This window comes from Variovorax robiniae (assembly GCF_037889955.1).
In the GTDB taxonomy this organism is placed as follows: Bacteria; Pseudomonadota; Gammaproteobacteria; order Burkholderiales; family Burkholderiaceae_C; genus Variovorax; species Variovorax robiniae.
Genome location: NZ_JBBKZS010000004.1, coordinates 36,750 through 59,619, shown reverse-complemented (window position 1 = coordinate 59,619; position 22,870 = coordinate 36,750). Strand labels below are relative to the sequence as shown.

22 protein-coding genes are annotated in these 22,870 nt (G+C 66.6%); 10 read left to right on the top strand and 12 right to left on the bottom strand.

Annotation, left to right across the window (positions count from 1 at the left end; genetic code table 11):
• Positions 1-70: 70 nt before the first annotated feature.
• The 4 genes from WKW79_RS11295 to WKW79_RS11280 all read left to right on the top strand — a co-directional run bounded on the left by WKW79_RS11295 (position 71) and on the right by WKW79_RS11280 (position 3,771).
• On the top strand, positions 71-958 hold the full coding sequence (locus WKW79_RS11295) for a 2-dehydro-3-deoxygalactonokinase (protein WP_340335246.1): 888 nt from the start codon (positions 71-73) through the stop codon (positions 956-958).
• The gene (locus WKW79_RS11290) at positions 955-1,593 is read left to right on the top strand and encodes a 2-dehydro-3-deoxy-6-phosphogalactonate aldolase (RefSeq protein WP_340335245.1); all 639 of its coding nucleotides are present in this window, start codon (positions 955-957) and stop codon (positions 1,591-1,593) included. The genes WKW79_RS11295 and WKW79_RS11290 overlap by 4 nt, the downstream gene beginning before the upstream one ends.
• A gap of 11 nt (positions 1,594-1,604) precedes the next feature.
• Positions 1,605-2,369: an aldolase gene (locus WKW79_RS11285; RefSeq protein ID WP_340335244.1), complete on the top strand. Its 765-nt coding sequence runs from the start codon at positions 1,605-1,607 to the stop codon at positions 2,367-2,369.
• A gap of 268 nt (positions 2,370-2,637) precedes the next feature.
• Entirely contained in the window at positions 2,638-3,771 is a 1,134-nt protein-coding gene (locus tag WKW79_RS11280; protein WP_340335243.1) for an ABC transporter substrate-binding protein, read from the top strand.
• A gap of 28 nt (positions 3,772-3,799) precedes the next feature.
• Here WKW79_RS11280 and WKW79_RS11275 read toward each other — a convergent pair whose 3' ends face one another.
• A complete protein-coding gene (locus WKW79_RS11275) occupies positions 3,800-5,047 on the bottom strand; it encodes an MFS transporter (RefSeq protein ID WP_340335242.1) in 1,248 nt (415 codons plus the stop codon).
• 149 nt (positions 5,048-5,196) lie between these two features.
• Between WKW79_RS11275 and WKW79_RS11270 the strand changes: the two genes are divergently transcribed.
• Positions 5,197-5,697 (top strand): phosphate-starvation-inducible PsiE family protein, encoded by a 501-nt coding sequence (locus tag WKW79_RS11270; RefSeq protein ID WP_340335241.1) that lies wholly within the window; start codon positions 5,197-5,199, stop codon positions 5,695-5,697.
• 24 nt (positions 5,698-5,721) lie between these two features.
• Here WKW79_RS11270 and WKW79_RS11265 read toward each other — a convergent pair whose 3' ends face one another.
• From WKW79_RS11265 to WKW79_RS11220, 10 genes are read right to left on the bottom strand one after another with little or no spacing between them, the layout of a single operon-like run.
• Entirely contained in the window at positions 5,722-6,711 is a 990-nt protein-coding gene (locus WKW79_RS11265; RefSeq protein WP_340335240.1) for an NAD(P)H-dependent flavin oxidoreductase, read from the bottom strand.
• A gap of 18 nt (positions 6,712-6,729) precedes the next feature.
• Positions 6,730-7,989 (bottom strand): CaiB/BaiF CoA transferase family protein, encoded by a 1,260-nt coding sequence (locus tag WKW79_RS11260; RefSeq protein WP_340335239.1) that lies wholly within the window; start codon positions 7,987-7,989, stop codon positions 6,730-6,732.
• A 29-nt stretch (positions 7,990-8,018) separates the two neighbouring features.
• On the bottom strand, positions 8,019-9,560 hold the full coding sequence (locus WKW79_RS11255; protein WP_340335238.1) for an AMP-binding protein: 1,542 nt from the start codon (positions 9,558-9,560) through the stop codon (positions 8,019-8,021).
• Entirely contained in the window at positions 9,557-10,378 is an 822-nt protein-coding gene (locus tag WKW79_RS11250) for an SDR family oxidoreductase (protein ID WP_340335237.1), read from the bottom strand. Before WKW79_RS11250 ends, WKW79_RS11255 begins: the two co-directional genes overlap by 4 nt.
• Positions 10,375-11,580 carry an ABC transporter substrate-binding protein gene (locus tag WKW79_RS11245; protein ID WP_340335236.1) on the bottom strand — a complete coding sequence of 402 codons (1,206 nt, stop codon included), beginning with the start codon at positions 11,578-11,580 and terminating at the stop codon, positions 10,375-10,377. Before WKW79_RS11245 ends, WKW79_RS11250 begins: the two co-directional genes overlap by 4 nt.
• On the bottom strand, positions 11,577-12,224 hold the full coding sequence (locus WKW79_RS11240) for a TetR/AcrR family transcriptional regulator (protein WP_340335235.1): 648 nt from the start codon (positions 12,222-12,224) through the stop codon (positions 11,577-11,579). Before WKW79_RS11240 ends, WKW79_RS11245 begins: the two co-directional genes overlap by 4 nt.
• Positions 12,224-13,174: a branched-chain amino acid ABC transporter permease gene (locus WKW79_RS11235; protein WP_340335234.1), complete on the bottom strand. Its 951-nt coding sequence runs from the start codon at positions 13,172-13,174 to the stop codon at positions 12,224-12,226. The genes WKW79_RS11240 and WKW79_RS11235 overlap by 1 nt, the downstream gene beginning before the upstream one ends.
• Before the next feature lie 4 nt (positions 13,175-13,178).
• The gene (locus WKW79_RS11230) at positions 13,179-14,048 is read right to left on the bottom strand and encodes a branched-chain amino acid ABC transporter permease (RefSeq protein ID WP_340335233.1); all 870 of its coding nucleotides are present in this window, start codon (positions 14,046-14,048) and stop codon (positions 13,179-13,181) included.
• The gene (locus tag WKW79_RS11225) at positions 14,048-14,788 is read right to left on the bottom strand and encodes an ABC transporter ATP-binding protein (RefSeq protein ID WP_340335232.1); all 741 of its coding nucleotides are present in this window, start codon (positions 14,786-14,788) and stop codon (positions 14,048-14,050) included. Before WKW79_RS11225 ends, WKW79_RS11230 begins: the two co-directional genes overlap by 1 nt.
• Positions 14,772-15,467, bottom strand: a complete 696-nt coding sequence (locus WKW79_RS11220) for an ABC transporter ATP-binding protein (protein ID WP_340335231.1) — start codon at positions 15,465-15,467, stop codon at positions 14,772-14,774. The genes WKW79_RS11225 and WKW79_RS11220 overlap by 17 nt, the downstream gene beginning before the upstream one ends.
• Positions 15,468-15,951: 484 nt before the next feature.
• On the opposite strand from WKW79_RS11220, the gene WKW79_RS11215 reads away from it, so the two are divergent.
• Complete coding sequence (locus WKW79_RS11215; RefSeq protein ID WP_340335230.1) at positions 15,952-16,803, top strand: ABC transporter substrate-binding protein; 852 nt, start codon at positions 15,952-15,954, stop codon at positions 16,801-16,803.
• Between the two features lie 106 nt (positions 16,804-16,909).
• Here the strand turns inward: WKW79_RS11215 and WKW79_RS11210 are convergent, their stop codons facing one another.
• Complete coding sequence (locus WKW79_RS11210; protein WP_340335229.1) at positions 16,910-17,632, bottom strand: TetR/AcrR family transcriptional regulator; 723 nt, start codon at positions 17,630-17,632, stop codon at positions 16,910-16,912.
• 120 nt (positions 17,633-17,752) lie between these two features.
• Between WKW79_RS11210 and WKW79_RS11205 the strand changes: the two genes are divergently transcribed.
• From WKW79_RS11205 to WKW79_RS11190, 4 genes are read left to right on the top strand one after another with little or no spacing between them, the layout of a single operon-like run.
• Positions 17,753-18,787, top strand: coding sequence for an HlyD family secretion protein (locus tag WKW79_RS11205; protein WP_340335228.1), 1,035 nt, complete (start codon positions 17,753-17,755; stop codon positions 18,785-18,787).
• Positions 18,788-18,810: 23 nt separating this feature from the next.
• Positions 18,811-20,565, top strand: coding sequence for an ATP-binding cassette domain-containing protein (locus WKW79_RS11200; RefSeq protein WP_340335635.1), 1,755 nt, complete (start codon positions 18,811-18,813; stop codon positions 20,563-20,565).
• The gene (locus tag WKW79_RS11195) at positions 20,562-21,719 is read left to right on the top strand and encodes an ABC transporter permease (RefSeq protein ID WP_340335227.1); all 1,158 of its coding nucleotides are present in this window, start codon (positions 20,562-20,564) and stop codon (positions 21,717-21,719) included. Before WKW79_RS11200 ends, WKW79_RS11195 begins: the two co-directional genes overlap by 4 nt.
• A gap of 9 nt (positions 21,720-21,728) precedes the next feature.
• Positions 21,729-22,859, top strand: coding sequence for an ABC transporter permease (locus WKW79_RS11190; RefSeq protein WP_340335226.1), 1,131 nt, complete (start codon positions 21,729-21,731; stop codon positions 22,857-22,859).
• Positions 22,860-22,870: the final 11 nt, after the last annotated feature.

The following is a 22,870-nucleotide window of genomic DNA, read 5'->3' as shown; positions in this document are numbered from 1 at the left end:
AAATGGCCGTCGCTGCAGGGAAACCCTGACTTGCGGCCTCCCAAAACATGCCATACGGAGACATGAACCAATGCATTGGGTCGCGGTCGATTGGGGCACCAGCTCCTTGCGTGGCGCGCTGCTCGACAGCACCGGAAAGGTGCTTGCGGAGCAGGGCCATCCGCGCGGCATCCTGAGCGTTCCCGCGGGCGGATTCCCCGAGGTCTTCGAGTCGCTGTTCGGGGAGTGGATGCGGCCCGAAGGCACGCGCTGCATCATCTCCGGCATGGCCGGCAGCCAGCAGGGCTGGGTCGAGGCGCCCTACTGCGCCTGCCCCGCCGGGCTCGCCGACGTGGTGCGCAGCATCATCGACATCCAGCCGGGCCGCATCGCCCTGGTGCCGGGCCTCCGCGACGAACATGCGGGCGTGCCCGATGTGATGCGTGGCGAGGAGGTGCAGATCTTCGGCGCCATAGCGCTCACCGGCTTGCGCGACGGCGTCTTCGTGCTGCCGGGCACGCACAACAAGTGGGTGCGCGTGAAGGGCGGGCGCGTGGAGGGTTTTCGCACCTTCATGACGGGCGAGTTCTATGCGTTGCTGAGCCAGCATTCGATCCTCGCCCGCACGCTCGATGCCGATGCACCGCTCGATGAAGCCGCCTTCCTGCAAGGTGTGACGCAATCCGGCAATGGCGAAGGGCTGCTGCACAACGCCTTTGGTGCGCGCACGCTGGCCTTGTTCAACCGCATGCCCAAGTCGCAGTTGTCGAGCTATCTCTCCGGCCTGCTCATCGGCGAGGAACTGCGCACGCAGTCCTTGCAGACGACGCGAGAGGTGGTGCTGATCGGCTCCCCCGCCCTGACGAAGCGCTACGCGTTGGCCATCAGCGCTACCGGCGTCAGCACGCGCACGCTCGGCGCAGAAGCAACATGGGCCGGGCTGCATGCGCTGGCCACTCAACTACTACCCACACCATGACCGCACTCGCCACGTTCCAGGCTGCGATGCAGCAGCTTCCCCTCATCGCGATCTTGCGCGGACTCACGCCGGCCGAGGCCGCCGACGTGGGCGATGCCATCGTCGAGCCGGGCTTCAGGTTGCTCGAAGTCCCGCTCAATTCACCGCAGCCGCTGGAGAGCATCGCCCTGATGCGCCAGCGCTTTCCGCAGGCGCTGGTCGGCGCGGGCACGGTGCTCGATGCCCGGCAGGTGCGCGAGGTGCATGGGGCCGGCGGGCAACTGATCGTGTCGCCGAACTTCAACGCGGAAGTCATCGCCGAGGCGGTGCGGCTGGACATGGTCTGCCTGCCTGGCGTGATGACGCCCACCGAAGCCTTCGGCGCGCTGGCCGCGGGCGCCACGGGCCTCAAGCTGTTCCCGGCCGAACTGGCCTCGCCCGTCGTCGTGAAGGCGCTGCTGGCGGTGCTGCCGGCCGGCACGCCGCTGATGCCGGTGGGTGGCATCGCGCCGCACAACATGGGCGAGTGGCGGGCCGCGGGCGCGGCCGGCTTTGGCATCGGCTCGTCGCTCTACAAGCCCGGCAAGTCTGCAGCAGCCGTCCGCGAGGACGCCACGAAGTTCGTGTCGGCATGGGCCGGCACCATCAACGCCTGAGGAACACCACCATGGTTGAAACGATCATCAAGGGCAACGTCCACGACACGCCCGAAGCGCAATACAACCAGCCGCGCGTGCGCAAGCTGCGAGAAGACCTGGCGCTGGCCCTGCGCGCCGCTGCGCACCACGGGCTGTCGGAAGGCGTCTGCAACCACTTCAGCGTGCTCGTGCCGGGCGCCAGCGACCGCTATCTCATCAACCCGCGCGGCCTGCACTGGAGCGAGATCGGGCCCGACGACATCGTCCTCATCGACGTGCGCGGCAAGGTGCTCGCGGGCCGTCATCGCGTCGAGCCCACGGCCCTCTTCATCCATGGCGCCGTGCATCGCCTGACAGGCCATGCAGTGGTGCTGCATTGCCACATGCCCTATGCCACCGCGCTCACGCTGACCGTCGACCGCGCGCTCGATCCCACGCTGAGCCAGAACGCGATGCGCTACATCAATCGCATCGCGATCGACACCGTCTACAACGGCCTCGCGCTCGACGATGCGGAGGGCGAGCGCATCGCCAGGGCCATGGCCGGCAAGGACGTGGCCTTCCTCGCGAACCACGGCGTGATCGTGGCCGGCGCAACCATCGCGCATGCCTACGACGACCTCTACTACCTGGAGCGCAGTTGCCTGCACCAGGTGATCGCGCAGCAGACTGGCCGGCCGCTGGTGCCGGTGGATCCGGCGCTGGCTGCTCGCGTGGCGGCGCAGATCCAGGGGGAACGGGAGCAGTCCGACCTGTTCTTCGAGGCGCTGCGGCGGATGTTGCCGGCGCCTTGATCCACGCGGGGCCGTCGTGCGCGGTTGACGCCGGCCCCTCGCAGTTCTGGCGACGTTGGCCAACGACAAGATGCCGCCTCCCATGAACGTCAATGCATACGAAACGCCGCAGGGTTTTGGAGCGTCGCAGCGAGCCGACACACGCCCGTCAGTCGCGTAACAAACCGTTACCATCCTCCGCGCCAATCCTTGAGCGGCCAGCGCTGCGGCCAGTCGCCGAGCGCCGTGTGCCGCCGTGTACCAAAGCATTCGCGGAGACAAGACAAAGATGGATCGACGTTCCTTCATCGTGGGCACGGGCGCAAGCGTTGCGCTGGGCGCCGCGCGTGTCGCGCAAGCGGCCGAGTCGAGCAGTGGCGACATCGTGATCGGCCAGAGCGCTGTGCTCTCGGGTCCGCTCGCGCCGTCGGTCCTCGTCATGCAAGGCGGCTCACGGCTGGCCTTCGACGAGGTCAATGCGCAAGGCGGCATCGCGGAACGCAAGATCCGCCTCGTTTCGCTCGACGACACGCTCGACAGCGCCAAGGCGCAGGCCAACTACAAGACGCTGGTCCAGCAGCACAACGCCCTCGCCTGCTTCCTGGGCGTCGGCGCCGCACCGACGCTGGGCGGACTGGCGCCGCTGCGCGACAGCGGAACGCCGCTGGTGGGCGCGACGGCGGTGTCCGATTCGGTGCGCGAGAAGTCCGAGGGGGTCGCCTTCTACACGCGGGCCAGTCAGGGGCGCGAGGTCGAAGCGCTGCTGCAACAGATCAGCACGGTGGGCCTCACGCGCATCGGTTTCGCGTGGATCCGCTCGCCCGGTGGCGCCGAGGTGCTGGCGCAGCTCAAGAAGGCGGCGCAGAAGTTCAAGATCGAGGTGATCAGCGAAGTGGCGGTGGCGCCCGACGCCAGCGATGTCGAGGCCGCCGGCAAGGCGATGGCGGCACAGCCGGTGCAGGCGGTCATCGTGTATCACACGGCAGCGCCGGGCGCGGCCTTCGTGAAGACGGTGCTGGCCAACGGCGGCGCACCATCGTTCTATGCACTGTCGATCTTCGCGGGCGACGTGGCCGCCAAGCTGCTGGGCGAGCAGGCACGCGGCATCGCCGTATCGCAAGTCACGCCCTACCCGTGGGACAACGCCAACACCGACTCCATCCGCTACCGCCAGGCGGCCGAGAAGGCCAAGGTGCCGCTGGGCTATCAAAGCTACGAGGGCTACATCGCGGCCCGCGTGCTGGTCGATGCGATGCGCCAATGCGGCGGCGAGCTGTCGCGCGCGAGGTTGCGTACGGCACTGGGCAAGCTCAAGACACGCGTGGCCACGCTGGACATCGACTTCGGCACCAACCGCAGCAATACCGGTACGCAGTTCATCGAACTCGTGCAGGCGCGGAGCGACGGCCGGTTCGTTCGTTGATCATCGAAAGAGCGGCCTGGCCGCTCCTTCAGGACCTCGCTGCCTGTCGGGTGTAGCGCAGAAACAGCAAGGTCGATCCCGCGAGCGCCATCGCGAAGTAGACGAACACCGCGGCCAGGCCCAGGTTCGACGCGATCCATCCGCTGGCCAGTTGATGGAAGGCGGTGCCGCAGAAGAACATCAGGTTCAGTGACGCCAAGGCCTTGCCGGACTTGTCCTTCGCGGTCGATGCCTGCCCCATCGCGAACAGCAGGGGCTGCGTCGAGATGCAGCAGCCGAAGGCAAAGAAGATCCACGCATCGAATGACGCCGAGCCCACGAAGCCGCCCTGCAGCCAGCCGCCCGGCACGGCGGCGACAACGACAAGCAGCAACAAGCCCGCCATGAGGTGACTGCTTGCGAGCAAGGCGCGCCGCGCGCCGGTCAGCCTGTCGATGGCGCCCGCGACCAGCGGGCCGACCGCCAATGCCACCGTCAAGGGAAGGAGCGCATTGCCGGCCTCGATCCGCGTGAGCCCCTTGACCTCCATGAACCACGGCCCGCCCCAGACGCCACGCAATGCGAGCGCCGCCGCCAGCGAAGTGAAGGCCAGCAGGACCGGCCCGCGCATTGGGAGCGAGGTCGTCATCCGCAGCACCTCGCCAAACTCCGCTCGCAGTTGCAGCGGCGGCGCAACCGCAGTCCTCTGCATGCCCGGCACGACCAGCGCCACCAATGCGCCGATGCCGATCGCCAGGCCCGCCGACAGCCAGAAGCTGGCCCGCCAACCATGGTGCTCGATGAGCCATGCCATGGGCGTCGCGGACAACAACATGCCGCAGTTGCCGATGCTCAGGATCAAGCCCGACCACATGGCAAAGCGGGCCGGTGGCAGCGTCTTGGCGGCCAGCGTGAAAGGGCACAGCAGCATGCCGCAGCAACCGATGCCCAGCAGCGCCTGCGCCGCGAAGAAACTGACAGTCCCTTGCGCGAGCGCGCCCGCCACGGCGCCGAGCGCAGTGATCCCGAACAGCGACAAGGACACGGTCCGCACGCCAAGCCTGTCCAGCATCACGCCCGCCGGAATTTGCCCCAGCGCAAAGAAGAGATGGTAGGCACCGGTGAGCACGCCGAGGTAGCCGGTGGTCGTGCCGATGTCGGCGGACATGACATCAGTGGCCACGGCGGGCAAGGTGCGAATCAGGTTGGACAGCGTGTGGCCGAACGCGAGGATGACCAGGGGCAAGGCGACTTGCAGGGACGGGGGCAAGCGGATGGAACGACTCGGGATGGGCATCGGGCGATCTTGCCCGAGGTTGTCGGGTCGAAGCAGCAATTCGTTACGCGGTGGCCCCTCCCCCAAGGAGGGGAGCCTGGACGACCCCCATCCCTACCATTGGAGGCTGATAAAAACCTACGGCTTCTTCGCTTGGCATCGCACGCCTTGTGCCGTTTTTCTGGACGACAAGAATGACTCTACAAAGCTCCCAGCCAGCACACGCCTTGGCACGGCATTCATCGACCCCGCAACTCACCACTCAAGTCACCAAATGGTTCGAGACATGCGTCCTGGTGGCGGCCCAGATCCTCTTGATGGCAGTGATCCTGGCGATGGTCGTCCAGTTGTGGATCATGTTCGGATCTGCCATCGCCAGCCAACTGAGCAGCATCGATTCGGTCCCCGAACTCATGAAGTCGGTGCAAACGGCCTTCTCCGGCGTGCTGCTCATCATTCTCGGACTCGAGCTGATGGAAACGCTGCGGGTCTATTTCAAATCGCACCGCATCAGGCTGGAAACCATCCTGGCCGTGGCCATCATCGCGGTCGGCCGCCACGTGATCAACCTTGACGTCGAGCACATGGCGGGCAGTTCGCTCTTCGGCATCGCGGCCATCGTGCTGGCGCTTGCGGGTGGATTCTTCCTGGTTCGTTACAAGGCGCCCTGACGGGGCACGAAGCCCTGCTCCCGCTCAGGCGAATTCCTCTTCGGCCACCAGCTCGCCGAGCCGTTCGCGGATGATCGAATTCGCCTCCTGCATGATTCGCCGCACCAGGTCGCCTGCCGTGGGAATGTCATCGATCAGGCCAGCCACCATGCCGCAGCTCCATGCGCCGGCATCCATCTGGCCTTCGTACATCACCTTGGGATACACGCCCGCGACTTCCGGGGCGATGTCGCTGAACTGGATCGCCCCGCCCAGCACGCGTTCCTTTTCCATCAGGCGTTCCACGGCAGCGTTGTTCAGGACCCGCTCCGTGTTGCGCAGGGGACGAAGGACCAGCCGGGTGTCCAGCTCGGACGCCCGCACGATCGCATCCTTCACGTTCTGGTGCACCGGTGCCTCCTCGGTGACCAGGAAGCGGGTACCCATGTTCACACCGTCGGCGCCCAGGGCAAGCGCCGCCACCAGCGAGCGGCCGTCCGCCATGCCGCCGGAGGCAATGAATGGAATCTTCAACGACTGCGCCGCCCGGGGCAGCAGGATGAAGTTGGGGATGTCGTCCTCGCCCGGATGACCGCCGCATTCGAAGCCGTCCACGCTCACCGCATCGCATCCAATGCTCTCGGCCTTGAGGGCATGCCGGATCGACGTGCACTTGTGAATGACCTTGACGCCTGCGGCTTGCAGCGCGGGCAGCACCCGCTCGGGGTTGTTGCCCGCCGTCTCGACCGCATTCACGCCGCCCTCGATGATGGCGCGGACATAGCCCGGGTAGTCCGGCTGCTTCACACTCGGCAGGAAGGTGAGGTTCACGCCGAAGGGCTTGTCCGTCATCTCGCGGCAGCGCCGGATCTCCTGCGCCAGCGCTTCGGCCGTGGGCAGCGTCAGCGCGGTGATCATGCCCAGGCCTCCGGCGTTGGATACTGCCGCAGCCAGGGGCGCGAGGCCCACGCAGTGCATGCCGCCCTGGACGATGGGGTGCTCGATGCCGAAGAGTTCAGTGATTCGTGTCTTCATGATGGATCCAATGAAAGGTCAGTTGAAGGAAAGGGCGCCGGATTCCAGCAGTCCCTGGATACGTGATTCGTCGAAGCCGGCGGCGCGCAGCACGTCGACGCCGTGCTCTCCCAGCCGCGGCGCTGGTCGCTGTCGGGCGGCCGGTGCGTCCGGCCAGACGGTGGGAACGCCCAAGGTGCGCTGGCGCCCCCCATCCGGGTGTTCTTCCTCGCCCAGCAGCCCGGTGGCGCGCAGGTGAGGATCGGCTAGCAGGTCGTCCAGCGTCGCCGGAACCTGGTTGGGTATGTCGAGCTTGTCCAGCAATTCCACCCATTCGCGCGTCGAACGCGTGCGCATCACTTCGCCGACAAAGCCGTAGATCTCATGGATGTGCCGCGAGCGGGCCGCCTGTGAGGAGAACCGGGAGTCTTCCGTGAAGCGTGTGCCCTGCCCGATCGCGCCGAGGAATCGCTTCCAGTGCGCGTCGTTGTAGATCAGCACGCACAGGTGGCCGTCTGCCGTCTTGTAGGGGCGCCTGTTTTCCGACAGCAGGCGGTCGTAGCCCGCCCGCCCCAGCGCCGGCATGAAGGTCTCGCCGGCCAGATGATCGGCCAGCACGAAATGCGCAATGCACTCGAACATCGGCACCTCCACCTGCGTGCCGCGCCCGGTGCGCTCGCGCTGGTACAAGGCAGCGGTCACTGCATAGGCGAGGTGCAGGCCGGTCACCCTGTCCGCCAACGAGACAGGCATGTAGCGCGGCTCACCCCCCACGTGCTGCTGCATCAGCCACGCAACGCCGGCCGCCCCCTGGATCAGGTCGTCATAGGCCGGCTTGCCTGCATAAGGCCCGCCAGAGCCGTAGCCCGTGGCCACGACATGGATCAACCTCGGAATCCGTTCGCGCAGTGCGTCCGCATCCAGGCCCAGCCGTATCAACGCCGCCTCGCGCACGTTCGTCACGAACACATCCGCGGTGCGCAACAGCTCGATCAGCGCATCGCGTGCGCCGGCCTGCTTCAGGTCGAGCGCCACGCTTTGCTTGCCGCGGTTCCCGTGCAGGAAGACATGGCCCATGCCTTCGCTGCGCGCCACGCCGGCCGCGCGCACGTTGTCGCCTTCCGGCGCCTCGATCTTGATGACCTCGGCGCCCAGACCGGCCAGCGTGAGCGTGGCCAGGGGCCCGAGCACGACCGTGATCAGGTCGATGATCCTCACGCCTGAGAGCGGCAACGTTGCGCGCCCCTCCGCACCGTCGGCTGGCTTCGTGGCGTGCGCGGGGTTGTGGATGCCTGTCATCCGTCGCTCCTCGATGGCGCTCACGAGGCTCAGGCCGCGACGGCGTTGCGTGCCAGGAAGGCATCGCGCACGCGCCGCTTGTAGACCTTGCCCGTGTCCTCGCGCGGCAAGCTCGCTTCGACCGTGACGAACTTCGGCACCTTGTAGCCGGCCATGCGCTCGCGCACGTACTCGCGCACGGCCCGCTCGTCGATGGACTCGCCGGCCGTTGGTTGCACGGCCGCCACCAGCGCTTCGCCCCACTCGTTGTCGGGCACGCCGAACACGGCGCAATCGACCACGCCGGGCATGCGCGACAGCACGGCCTCGATCTCGGCCGGATAGATGTTCACGCCGCCGGAGATGACCATGTCCGACTGCCGGCCCGAGATGAAAAGGTAGCCGTCCTCGTCGATGTAGCCCATGTCGCCCACCGTGACCAGGCCGTCCCGCTCGAGCTTCGCGCGCGCCTCGGGGTTGTTGATGTAGGTGAAGTCGGGGGACGCCGGTTGCCGGCCATGAATGACGCCGATCTCGCCCTTGCCAAGCGCCTGCCCGCCGTCATCGAAAATCTTGACCACGGCACCACCCACCGGCCGCCCGACCGAGCCGGGCTTGCGCAGCCATTCCTCGGCCGTGATGAAGGTCAGGTAGCCGGTCTCGCTCGACGCGTACGCCTCGTGGATCACCGGTCCCCACCAGTCGATCATGGCGCGCTTGACGCCCGCCGGGCAGGGCGATCCCGTCGACGCCACGAACTGCACCGAACTCAGGTCGTACTGCTTGCGCGTCTCCAGCGGCAGGCTCAGCAGGCGCTGGTACATCGTCGGCACCAGGTAGAGGTGCGTGATGCGTTCCTCGCTCACCCGCCGCAGGATCTGTTCGGCATCGAAGCGGGGCTCCAGCCGCAGCCAGGCACCGACGCGCGCGCACGCTGCCGCATAGTTGCCCGGCGCGCTGTGGTACAGCGGCGCGGCGAGCAGGCAGCGCGACTGCGGGGTGACGCCGAGCACCTGGGTGCTGAGTTCGGCGGTGGCGTCCGCCTGCTTCACGGCCTGCTCTTCCGGCAAGGCGATGCGCACCACGCCCTTGGGACGGCCGCTGACGCCCGATGTGTAGGGCATCAATCCCTTGGCCCGCTTGGGCTGCGCGGTGCTTTCCGTCTGCGAGCGCAGCCAGCTCTCCCATTCGAGCGTGCCGGAGGGCAGGTCCACGCCATCGCCCAGGCCGTACATGTTGCGCGTCATGGCCCGTGGTTGCACTGCAATGACCGGCAGCCCGGGCGGAAGTCCGACCGCGACCTGCGGAATCAGGTCCGCGTGGATGACCAGGGCCTTGGCCCGGGAATCGCGCAGCACCCAGCCCGCCTCTTCGTCCTTGAAGTGCCAGTTCAGGCCACACCAGTAAGCCCCGAGGTGCCCGGCGGCCAGGATGGCCTCCATGGCCTCGGGCTCGTTGCGCATCATGACCGCGACAACGTCACCCTCCCCCACGCCCAGCGCCGCCAGGCCGGAGGCGGCCTTCAATGCCCGCTCGCGGATCACGCCTGCCGGGATTTCCGCGTCGTCGAATGCCAGAGTCGGGTAGCTCATGCTGTGGCCCTCGCCTTGCTGGCCTCGACCATGGCATCGGCTTCGGCCACGAGTTTCGGGGAGTAGCGCCCGAGGTTGAGACCGCCATCCACGGGAATCACCTGCCCGGTCACCATCGCGGACCCCGGCGACGCCAGGAACTGCGCCACGGCCGCGATCTCTTCCTTGCGGGCCCAACGTCCCAGCGGGACGATCTCGGTGAGTTCCTTGGCCGCCTGCGGCGTCGGCGCAAGCCGGACCATGCCTTCTGTGTCGGACACCGGTCCCGGCGCGATCGAGTTGATGCGGATGCCGTCGCCCGCCCACTCCATGGCCAGCGTGCGGGTCAGCATGTCGATGCCGGCCTTGGCCGCGCAGACATGGCTCTGCAACATCATCGGCACGTAGGCCTGGGAGGCGGAGATGTTGATGATCGACGCACCGGGCTTGCGAAGGAACTCGTGCGCCGCATACAGCACATGGAAGGTGCCGATGAGGTCGATGTCGATCACGGTACGAAAGCCCTTGGGCGACATGCCGAGCGCCGGCGCACGGAAGTTGCCGGCCGCACCCGAGATCAGCACATCGATATCCCCGAAGCGGTCATGGAATCCGCCCAGCGCGGCCTTCACATCGTCGAACTCGCGCACATCGGCCGACCAGCCGGCGGCACGCTGCCCATTGAGCGCCCCGAGGCGCGCCACGGCCGCATGGACCTTTTCGCTGTCGCGCGAAAGCACGCCGACGTTCGCCCCCGCCCTGGCGAAGGACTCGGCGATCGCCAGGTTGATGCCGCTGGTGCCGCCGGCGACGAAGACATTGAGTGTGGAGGTGGTCATACCGAAAGAGCCTTTCCAAAGGGGATCCATGCATTGCCATCGAATCGTTGCAGCCACAGGTGGCCGTACAACTCGTGATCTTTCTCGCTCGTCGTCAGCGTGATGCCGGGCATGAGCAACGGGGTCGACAGGCCGGAGAGACTGCTGACCTGCTTCATGATGTTTTCGCGCGTCAGGTCGTCGCCGCAGCGCCTCAGGATGTTCTCCAGCACCTGCGCCGCCGTGTAGCCACCGCCGACCAGCGAGTCGCTCGCGTCGGCCTCCGGCAGCCACTTCTTGAGGAACTCGCGCAGCCCCACCACGCCGGGGTCCTTGTCGAATTGCGGGTCGGAGACAGGCTTGTTGTAGACACCGGTGATGGCGCCCTTGCCCGCCTCGGCGCCGGCCGGCCGCATGATCGCGGAGAGCGACGAGCTGCCCAGCGGCAGGATGACCTGCGGCTTCCAGCCGATGTCGTGCGCCTTCTTCATCGACTGCACGGTGAACTTGCCGTTGGACAGCGAGATGAACACGTTCGCACCGCTGCCCTTCAGGCTCACCACCTGCGAGTCGACCGACGCATCGGTGGTCTCGTAGGTGCTCTGCGCAACGATCATGCTGGCCTTGTCGCCCAGGCCGGCCTTGATGCCCGCCAGGTAGTCGCGGCCGAAGTCGTCGTTCTGCATCAGCACCGCGATCTTTGCCGTGGGCATGTTCTCGAGGATCCAGCGCGCGTAGACGCGACCCTCGGCGTTGTAGGTCGGCATGCCCGAGATCGTGAAGGGCGCGCTGGCCACGTCGTTCCACTTGTTCGCGCCGCTGAAGATGAGCAGTTGCGGGATCTTCTTGCCGTTGAGGTAGCGGTAGACGGCGTTGTTGGTCGCGGTGCCCACCGTCTCGAAGATGAAGGACACCTCGTCCTGCTCGACGAGCCGGCGCGTCAGCTCCAGCGCCTTGCCGGGGTTGTAGCCATCGTCGTACTGGATGAGCTTGATGCGCCGGCCGTTGATGCCGCCCTCTTCGTTGATCTTGTTGAAGTACGCGAGCGAGGTCTTGCCGAGCGTGCCCAGGATCGACACCGGGCCGCTGAAGGGCATGGTCGATCCGATCCTGATCTCGGTATCGCTCACGCCCGGCCCGTAGCGCTTCTGCGCCAGCGCGGGCAGCGGTGCTGCCATGGAAGCGATCGCGCCCAGCACGACCGTACGACGATTCAATCTCATGGGGTCTCCTTGATGGATTTCGAAAGGGAACGGGGGGGCTTCTGCGCGTCCGCATGAAGCCCCATGAACAGCCAGCGCATCGTGTTGCGATAGGCCTCACGCGCGCTGTCCGCGCTGGAAAACTTGCCCGCCATGTAGAGCACGCACACGCCGTGGGCGGCCGACCACAGCGAATGCGTCACCTCTTCGGCGTCGTCCGGTGCGAGGCCGTTGGCGATCAGGTCGCTCGACTGGCGCGACAGGATCTCCCTGGCGCGCGCGCTCTGGAAGGCGAGCTCCGGGTACTGGTCCTCGTCGGGTTGCGTCATGTCGAAGATCAGGCGGTAGGCGTTGGGCTCGGCAATCGCAAAGCCAAGGTAGGCCGTGCCGATGGCGCGAGCGCGGGCCGTCGGTGTCTTGCCGCTGTCGAACGCCGCCTCGATCGTGTCCGAGAAACGCGAGAAGGCTGCGGCCCGCACGGCCGCCAGGATCTCGGCCTTGTCCTTGAAGTAGCGGTACGGCGCCATCGGGCTGAGGCCCAGCTCGGCGCCCAGGTCGCGCATGCTCACGCCGTTCACGCCGCGCTCGACGAACAGGCGTTCGCCAACCCCGCAGATGAGTTCGCGGATCTCCTGGCGCTCTTCAGGTGTCTTTGCACGTGGCATCAGAGGCTCCTCTTGTTGCGAAGCGGGAAACGCAGCATCCCGGCCATGCCGCGCGGTTGCAGGAACACGACGAGCAGGATCGCCATGCCGAAGACCGCCCACGGCGCCGCGGTGGAAACCCGGTCGGCCACCGACGGGATGAACTGCACGAAGACGGCACCGATCCACGGCCCCAGCGCCGTGCCCAGCCCACCCACCACCAGGCCCGCCACCATGGTCAGCGAGAGGAATAGCGTGAAGCTGTCGGGTGTGACGAGCTGGACGTTGAGCGCATACAGGCCACCGCCGATGCAGGCGCACACCGCGCTCAGCACGAAAGCCAGCGCCTTGCTGCGCGACACGTCGATGCCGCAACCCGCTGCAGCCACCGTGTGGTCGCTGAGCGCGCGCAGCTCCAGCCCCAGCCGGCCGCGTGCCAGGCGCCGGACGGCCAGCACCACCGCGATGGCCAGCACCAAGGCCACCCAGTACATCCACGTGTCCTGGTTGACCCAGGGCTCGAGCCAGGCCGGCGGCGATGGGCGATCGAGCTGCAGCCCTTGTGCGCCGCCGGTCCAGCGCTCGACCGCCGCATTGCGCACCAGTTGCGGCACGGCCAGCGCGATGGCGAAGGTGGCCAGTGCAAGGTAGGTGTGTTCCAGGCGCAAGATGGGCTTGCCGATCACGAAGGCCAGCACGGCGCCCGCCACGCAGGCCAGTGGCAGCGCGCTCCACCAGGGCAGTCCCGCCTCGACCAGCATCGCGGTCCCGTAGGCGCCGATCGCAAAGAAGGCGCCATGCCCGAGCGAAGGTTGACCGGCCATGCCCGTCAGCAGGTTCAGCCCGACGAGCGCGATGCCCAGGCCGATCGTCTGCGTCAGCTGGAAGGTGAGGAAGGCCGGCACGAACAGCGGCAGCAATGCGGCCAACACGGCCACGGCAAGAAGGGTTCGATTGGAAGTAGTGTTCATGGCATCAGACTCGCTTTGCACTGGGACGGCCGATCAACCCCTCGGGGCGCAAGACCAGCATGCCGACGATCAGCACCATGGCCACGGTGAGCTTGAGTTGCGTGCCGACGACATAGGCGCCCAGCAGGTTCTCCAGCACGCCGAGGACCAGGCCGCCGATCACCGCACCGGGCACGCTCTGGATGCCGCCCATCAGGGCAGCGGCGAAGCCGTAGATGAGCACGCCACTCATCATGTGCGGGTCGACGTAGAGCTGCGGCGCGACCATCATCCCGGCCACCGCACCGATGGCCGCCGCCAGACCCCAGCCGAACGCGGCCATGGCCGGCGTCGAGATGCCGCTCAGGCGGGCGGAGCCCGGGTTCTGCGCCGCGGCGCGGATGGCCAGCCCCATCGCTGTGAAACGGAAGAAGGCCCACAACAACACCAGCAGCACCGTCGTGACGGCGGCCACGCCCAGCTGATGGCCGGACACCAGCCCGCCCGCCAGCGCCCCATCCGGGAAGGGGCTGGGGAACTCGCGCACGTCATGCCCCCAGACGTAGCCGGTGAGGCTGTGGATGACCATGAACAGGCCGATGAAGGCCGCCACGGTGGCCATCGGGGACGAGCCGCCGAGGCGTCCGATCACCCAGCGCTCCAGGCTGGCGGCCAGCAGGAACGCCGCGCCGATGGTGAGCACGAAGGCCACCCAGTACGGCAGCCCCGCTTGCAGCAGCGACCAGGCGACATAGGTCGTCAAGGTGGCCATCTCGCCCTGCGCGAAATTGACGTGGCTGGTGCTGCGGTAGACGATGACCAGCGCCAGGCCGATCAGCGCATAGGCACAGCCCGTGGTGAGGCCCGCGACGATCTGGTTGACGAGCGCTTCCATCAGTGGGCTCCCAGGTAGGCGTCGCGCAACTGGTCACTGCCGCGCAATTGCGACGCGGGGCCGCTCGCCACCACCGCGCCCGTTCGCAGGACGTACGCGTCGTCCGCCAGCGCCAGTGCGATCTCGATGTTCTGTTCGACCAGCAGGATGCCCATGCTGGTTTCCGATTGCAGCCGGCGCAGCAGCCGCATGACCTCGGCCGCGACGCGCGGCGCCAGTCCGAACGAGGGCTCGTCCAGCAGCAGCACCTTGGGCTTGGCCATCAAGGCACGGCCGATGGCCAGCATCTGCTGCTCGCCGCCCGAGAGGCTTCCGGCGCGCTGCTTGCGCCGCTCGGCAAGCCGGGGCAGCCAGCCGTAGATGCGCTCCAGCGTCTCTGCGGCCCCTTCCCTGCTCGGCCTGGCAAAGCAGCCGACCTGCAAGTTCTCCTCGACGCTCAGGTCGATGAAAGTGCCGCGGCCTTCGGGCACATGCGCCACGCCGAGACGCGCGATCTGCTCGGTGCGCCGGCCCGACAGGACCTCCTGGCCGAACATGACCGAACCGGTGAACTTGACCATGCCGCAGATGGCACGCATCAGCGTGGTCTTGCCGGCACCGTTGGCGCCGAGCAATGCGGTGATCCGGCCTTCCTTGATGGCGAGCGACACGTCGCGCGCCACGGCCGGTCCGCCGTAGCCCGCGGTCACGCCGTCCACCGTGAGCAGGGTGGCGGGTTCCACCTCAGTGTTGTTCATCATCGCCAGCTCCAAAGTAGGCGGCCTGCACGGCCGGGTTCGCACGCACTTCGATGGGCGTGCCGGCGGCAATCAGCTTGCCGAAGTCGAGAACGTAGAGGTGTTCGCACAAGCTCATCACCAGGCTCATGTCGTGCTCCACCAGCAGCACGGCACCACCCCGGTTCCTGAACTCGCGCATGCGCTCGGAGAACTCAGTGATCTCGCTGCCGGTCAGTCCCGCGGCGGGCTCGTCCAGCAGGAGCAGCTTCGGCTTCGCGACGGTGGCGCGTGCCATCTCGACGCGCTTGCGAGTCCCCAGCGAGAGGACGTTGACCGGCTCGTCGGCGACCTCTGCAAGCCCGAAGTCGTCGAGGGCCGTATCGACCGCAGCGCGCAGGCCGGCATCGTCATGGGCATGGATGGCGCCGCAGGTGACGTTCTCCCGGACCGACAGCTTGTGGAACAGCGCCAGGTTCTGGAAGGTGCGCGCCAGACCCGCGCGCGCACGCCGGTGCTGCGGCCAGCGCGAGACGTCCCTGCCGTGCCACAGGATGCGGCCGGCGCTGGGCGTGATCGTCCCGGTGATCGCGTTGATGGCCGTCGACTTGCCGGCGCCGTTGGGCCCGATCAGGCCGTAGATGCGTCCTGGCTCGATGGCGAGCGAAACGCCTGAAAGCGCGTGCACACCGCCGAAGGACATCCCAAGTTGTTGAATCTCGAGCACATGTACCGCCTGTCTCTGTGTGGTTCTGAGTTGCCGACCCGGCCGCAGACCGGGTGGCAATCGACCTCATCGCGGTTGGATTCGATGAGTTGCGTACAGTGTAAACAACAATGGTTTATGGTGTAAACAATAAAAGATCTAGGGATTACCCTTGGCCGACTGCACTCAGCCCGACACAGCCATACCTATTTCTGCCAGGCGCGACCTGCCACGCAATACTCACGCCGCTACTCTGCCAACGCGACCTGCACAACGGCATCGCCGGCAAGACGCTAGACATCGCTTCTCATGTTCGCGCTTGACCCCGCGTCGGTCGCGCCGTCAAATTGCCGGCATGCGCCGTCGTCTTGCTCTCTCGGTGGTTGCGGCTTGGGGGGCCAAAGCCCCCGCAATCCTGCTGGCGCAGCCCAAGGCGGACGCGATGCCACGCGTTGGGGTGCTACTTTTTGGAGCCCCTCCAGTGGGTTCCGACCCGTATACGATCGCCAAGGGGCGGCGCCGGTTGCTGGAGCTCGGGTACACAGAAGGCCAGAACATCGAACTCGTCATCCGCCATGGCGACGGACCTCGACAGTTGGCATTGCATGCGAGGGAATTTGTTCGTTCGAAGGTCGACGTGATCTTTGCTGGCGGCCCATTGCCCTTGGACGCGGCACGTGCGGCGACAGACCTCATCCCGATCGTGGCAATCTCTGGCGGCGATCCAGTTCGCGATGGATGGGCTAAATCGTTTGCCAAGCCAGGTGGCAATGTCACGGGCTTGACCGCGACCTTTCCCGAAGTAGTGCAGAAGCAATTCGAACTCCTCCGATTGGCGGTGCCTGGCATTGAGCGCGTTGCCGTGTTACTGCCTGGCAAAGGTACGGACCGCGCCGAAATGGAGGCAAGCGCGCGCGATCTTCGATTGGAGTTGTTCGTCTTGGAGGTCACTGGGCTTGATGGCATGAAAACAGCGCTCGAACACGCGGTCCGACTTGGCGCGCAAGGTCTTGTTGGCAGCGGTGGCAACCTCATCCTTGAACATCGCTTCGTGTTGGCCGAGCTCGCAATCAGGCACAAGTTGCCATCCATCAGCGTGTTGACGCAACTTGCTGAAGCGGGCTTTCTGATGGCCTATGGCGTTGATCTGGAGGCCTTGGGTCGTCGCGCGGCCGACTACATCGACAAGATCCTCAAGGGCACACCACCAGGCGAACTGCCCATCGAGCGCCCAATGGACTTCCAGTTTGTGATCAACCGCAAGACAGCCAGGACGCTCGGTTTGACGCTGCCGCAGTCGCTTCTTGTGCGTGCAGATCGAATCGTTGATTAGAAGTCCGATCTGAGTCCTGAGTGCGCGCGCGTGATTCAAAAGGAAGCGTGCGACCCTTGGCCCGCGAGCCTGGCCGCCTCGAAGGAGCACGCGCGCACGTTGGCCATCATTTCGTCCGAGCCTTCGTCTTCTTCGCAGGCGCGTGCGCCTTGGCAATCGCATCCAGCCCCGCGAGCACATAGCGACACAGGTCATCCACAAGCGCCTGCGGATCGCTCGTCACTGCGGGCAGCACCTTGCCGATGATCTGCCGGGGCGCGATCAGCAACATGACGCCCGGGAGGATGGTCATGACCGCCGCCCGCTGCACCGCGGGGTCCTCCGGCGGCAATCCCAGGATGCGCGCGAGCAGGCCCAGCACGATCTTCGCCTTGGGCAGCATGGCCTTCTGCACCAGCGCCGGCACCAGCGCTGACGGCGACATCACCTCCCTCAACACCACCCGGACACCCCACGGCGGTGCCGCCGTAGTCGCCAATCCGACGACATGCGTCAGCAGCGCGCGCAAGCTGTCGCGCGGGTCGTCGAACTTCTGCGTCAACGCCTGCAATTGCTCGATGCCGATGAGCTGGCCGTGGGCCTCGACCAGCACGGCCTCGTAGAGCGCATCGCGACTGCCAAAGTGGTAGTTGATCGAAGCCATCGGCGTGCCCGCGCGCTCGGCGATGGCCTTGGTGGTGCCGTCGGCGAAACCGCGCTCGGCGAACACCTGGCCGGCGATGTCGAGCAGGTGCTGGCGCGTGGCCTGGCCGTGTGCGCGCGTGGCCCTGGTGGTTGCAGGAGCAGGTGCGGCGGCGGACGTGGCGGTCTTGCGTGAGGTCGACTTCATGGGGCTGTCCCTGTCGGAATCGGGGGAAACAAATTCTGACTTGAATTTGAATTCACATTCAATCAGAATCCAGTCTACTTCAACGCCTGGATGCTTTCAAGTCCATCCCTCGGACACACCATGAACAAGAAACCTCTGATTGCCGGCATCATCGTCCTGCTCGCGGTAGCCGCGGGTGCCTGGTGGTACACCAGCCGCAAGCCGGTGGACTCGAACACGCTGGTGCTCTACGGCAACGTGGACCTGCGCCAGGTATCCCTCGCCTTCGACCAGGCCGAGCGCATCGACAAGCTCGATGTGCAGGAGGGCGACCACGTCAAGGCCGGCCAGGTGCTGGCCACGCTGGACACGCGCAGCCTGCAACTTCGCATCGCGCAGGCGCAGGCGCAGATCCGCGTGCAGCAGCAGGCGCTCGGCAGGCTCCAGGCCGGCAGCCGGCCCGAGGAGATCGCGCAGTCCCGTGCGCAAGGTGATGCGGCAGCGGCCGATGCGGCATTGGCACGCCAGCAACTGGAGCGCCTGCAATCCATCCGCCAGACCACGGCGGGTCGGGCGGTGAGCCAGCAGGACCTCGACAGCGCGCAAGCTCGCGTGAAGGTCGCGCAAGCCCAGCTCGACAGCGCCCGCAAGGGGCAACAGTTGGTCGTCTCCGGGCCGCGCAAGGAAGACATCGCGCAAGCGCAGGCGCAGCTCGACGTGTCGAACACCGCGCTGGCACTGCTGAACCACCAGCTCTCGCAGGCGGAACTCAAGGCGCCGATCGACGCGGTCGTGCGCGCACGCCTCATGGAGCCGGGCGACATGGCCTCGCCGCAGCGGCCGGTCTTCACGCTGGCCATCACCGATCCGAAATGGGTACGCGCCTATGTGACCGAGAGCGACCTGGGTCGCATCAAGCCTGGCATGGCGGCCACGATCGCCACCGACAGCCATCCGGATGAAACGCTCAACGGCAAGGTCGGCTATATCTCCTCGGTCGCCGAGTTCACGCCCAAGGCCGTGCAGACCGAGGAGTTGCGCACCAGTCTTGTCTACGAGGTGCGCGTGCTGGCCGACGACAAGGCCGACAGGCTGCGGCTGGGCATGCCGGCGACGGTGCGGATCGCGCTGGCCCAACGCGCCGACACGGCCACCAATGGCGGGACGAAGCCGTGAGCTCCAACGGCGCCGCGGCGCTCATCGCGACGAAGCTGCACCGGCAGTTCGACGTGAAGGGGCGCGCGCCTGTCGTCGCGCTCGACGACCTGTCGATCAGCGTGCCGGCCGGTTCGCTCACCGCATTGGTCGGCCCCGACGGCTCGGGCAAGACCACGCTGCTGCGCCTGGCCGCCGGCCTGCTGCTGCCCGACAGCGGTGCGCTGCAAGTGCTGGGCATCGATGTCGCGAAGGACCCGCAGGCGGTGCAGGATCGCATCAGCTACATGCCGCAACGCTTCGGCCTGTACGAGGATCTGAGCGTGCAGGAAAACCTCGACCTGTATTCCGATTTGCACGGCGTATCGCACGCGGTGCGGCGCGAACGCTATGCACGCCTGCTGGAAATGACCGACCTCGCGCGCTTCACCTCGCGGCTGGCCGGCAAGCTGTCGGGCGGCATGAAGCAGAAGCTCGGCCTGGCCTGCACGCTGGTGCGCTCTCCGGAACTGCTGCTGCTCGACGAGCCGACCGTCGGCGTCGACCCGCTGTCGCGCCGCGAGCTGTGGGAGATCGTGCAACAGCTGGTCGACGCGGAGCATCTGAGCGTGATCGTGAGCACCGCGTACCTCGATGAAGCCGAGCGTTGCGCACAGGTGTTCGTGATGCGCGAATCCAGGCTGGTGGCCGAAGGAACGCCCGCGCAGATCCGTGACAACGCGAAGGACCTGTGCTTCGTCGCCAGGCCGAAAGAAGGCACCCACGCGCGCACCTTGCAGGCACGATTGCTCGATGCGCCCGAGGCGGTGATCGATGCGGTGCCCGAGGGCGGCGAGGTGCGCTTCATTCGCCGGCCTGAGGTCGACGCATCGGCCATCGAGAGCTTGCTCGATGGCGCGCAGGTCCAGCCGGCGCCCGCGCGGCTGGAGGACGGCTTCATGGTGCTGCTGCGCACGCAGCAGTCGGCTCCGCAGGCTGCAAAGAGTTCCGCAACGACAGCGGTTGCTTCCGTACCCGCCGCCGACAAGCAGGAGGTCGTCATTGAAGTGAAAGACCTGGTGCGCAAGTTCGACGACTTCGTCGCCGTCGCCAGCACCAGCTTCAACGTGCGCCGCGGCGAGATCTTCGGCCTGCTCGGCCCCAACGGCGCAGGCAAGACCACCACCTTCCGCATGCTCTGCGGCCTGCTGCCCGCAAGCAGCGGCTTCCTGCAAGTGGCGGGCGTGAACCTGCGCCATGCCCGAGCGCAGGCGCGCGCGAAGATCGGCTACGTCTCACAGAAGTTCGCGCTCTACGGCAACCTCACCGTGTCCGAGAACCTGAGCTTCTTCGGCGGCGCCTACGGCTTGCGCGGCAAGCGACTGGCCGAGCGCATGCGCGCCGTCGTGCAGGAGTTCGAACTGGCGGGACAGGAAGACGCGACCAGCGGCCAGTTGCCCGGCGGCTTCAAGCAACGCCTGGCGATGGCGACCAGCCTGCTGCACGAGCCGGAGATCCTCTTCCTCGACGAACCCACCAGCGGCACCGATCCGCTCGCGCGCCGCGAGTTCTGGCGGCGCATCACAGCCCTCGCCGAGGCCGGCGTCACCATCATCATCACCACCCACTTCATGGAAGAAGCGGAGTACTGCGACCGCATCGTGATCCAGGATGCCGGCAAGCTGCTGGCGATTGGCACGCCGCATGAAGTGCGTTCGCGTGCGGGCACCCAGGCCGCCAACATGGAGGATGCCTTCATCGGCATCGTCGAGCAGGCGCGCGAGAAGACGCGCGCCGCGCCGCAGGAGGCGATGGCATGAGCAGCACGCCCCAGGGCTGGCGCAGCGGCTCGCGCCTCGTCGCCCTCACCCGCAAGGAGACGCGGCAACTGTTGCGCGACCCGAGCAGCCTGGCCATCGGCATCCTGCTGCCCATCCTGCTGATCCTCATCTTCGGCTTCGGCCTGTCGCTCGACGTCAAGAACGCGCCACTGGCGGTGGTAATGGAAGACAGTTCGCCCACGGCCTTGCAGGCTGTGTCGGGCCTGCAACTCACGCCCTACTTGTCACCCGTGGTGCTCGGCTCCATGAAGGAAGCGGAAGCGTTGCTCGGCGCGCACAAGGTGGACGGCATCGTGCGCGTGCCGAGCGACTTCGCCAGCCGCCTCGGCGAGGGCCGCGCGCGCATCCAGGTGGTGGTCAACGGCGCCGATGCGGCCAAGGCCTCGATCATCCTGCGCTATGCCACGGCCGCGCTGGCCCAGAACGCCGTGCGCCAGGGCGACCTGGACGGGGCGGCCACGGGCGCGCCCAACGCATCGGGCATCGGCGCCGTCACCATCGACGAACGGCTGTGGTTCAACAGCGCCAACACCAGCACCTGGTACCTCGTGCCAGGGCTCATCGTGCTGATCATGACGCTGGTCGGGGCCTTTCTCACGGCGTTGGTGATGGCGCGCGAATGGGAGCGCGGCACGCTGGAGGCCTTGTTCGTCACGCCGGTGCGGCCGGTGGAGATCCTGCTGGCCAAGATCATTCCGTACTTCGGCATCGGCATGCTGGGGCTGGCGCTGTGCCTGCTGGCGTCGAAGTTCCTCTTCCATGTACCGATGGTGGGATCGCTGGTCGTGCTCGTGTTCAGCTCGATGCTGTACCTGATCGTGGCGGTGGCGGTGGGCCTGGTCATCTCGTCGGTCACGCGCAACCAGTTCCTCGCGAGCCAGGTGGCGCTCATCTCCAGCTTCCTCCCTTCGCTGATGCTGTCGGGCTTTTTGTTCGACCTGCGCAACGTGCCGACCGTCGTGCGCATCGTGGGCCAGGCGCTGCCTGCGACCTATTACATGGAGCTGATCCGCTCGCTCTTCCTCGCAGGCAACATCTGGCCGATGGTGGCGCGCAACTGCGCCATCCTGCTGGTCTATGCCGTGGGCCTGCTGACTGTCGCTCGCCTCGTCACGCGCAAGCGCCTGGACTGAAAGACCGCCATGCCCTCCTCCTTCATCGACTTCCTCCTGCGCGTCGCCAACCTGTGCCGCAAGGAACTGCTGGCCATCCTCAAGGACCCGGCCACGCGCGTGATCCTCATCGTGCCCTCGATCATGCAGAGCCTGCTGTTCGGCTATGCCGCCACCTACGACCTGAGCCGCATCGACTATGCGCTGCTCGACCAGAACCACAGCGGCGCATCCACCGCGCTCATCGCCAAGCTGGACGGCACGGGCGTGTTCCATCGAACGATGACGCTGCGCACGCAGGCCGAGATTGCCGAGCCGGTCAACGCAGGCAAGGTGCTGCTGGTGGTCGGCATCGGCCCGCGCTTCGAGCAACAGTTGCAAGCTGGCGAGAACGCGTCGATCCAGCTCATCGTCGATGCGCGCAACTCCAACACGGCCGGCTCCGCCGTGGGCTATGTGTCGCAGGTGGTCAATGCCTTCAATGCCGAATGGCGCGAGCGGCACGGCGCCGGCCCGCCGCCGGTCAGCATCGAGACGCGCGCCTGGTACAACCCGAACCTCACGACACGCTGGAACTTCATGCCCGGCATGATCGCCGCGCTCAGCATGATCCAGACGCTGCTGCTCACCGCGCTGTCGGTCGCGCGCGAGCGCGAACAGGGCACCTTTGACCAATTGCTGGTGACGCCGCTGTCGCCGACCGAGATCATGATCGGCAAGGCCATCCCGCCGGTGCTGATCGGCCTGCTGCAGTCGACGCTGGTGCTGCTGGTGACGGCGCTGTGGTTTCGCATACCGATGGCCGGCTCACTCTTCACGCTCTATGCGGGGCTGGCCTTCTTCACGGTGGCCAGCGTGGGCATCGGCCTGTCGATATCGGCGGTGTCGGCCAACATGCAGCAGGCCATGCTCTACACCTTCGTGCTGATCATGCCGATGATGCTGCTGTCGGGCCTCACCACGCCGGTGAGCAACATGCCCGATGCATTACAGCTTGCCACCATGGCCAACCCGCTGCGCTTCGCGATCGACCTGGTGCAGCGCGTGTACCTCGAAGGCGTCGGCATGGCCACGGTGTGGACCAACCTGATTCCGCTTTTCATCATTGCCGTGATCACGCTGCCATTGGCGGCCTGGCTGTTTCGTCATCGACTCGTCTGAAGCGAGGAGAC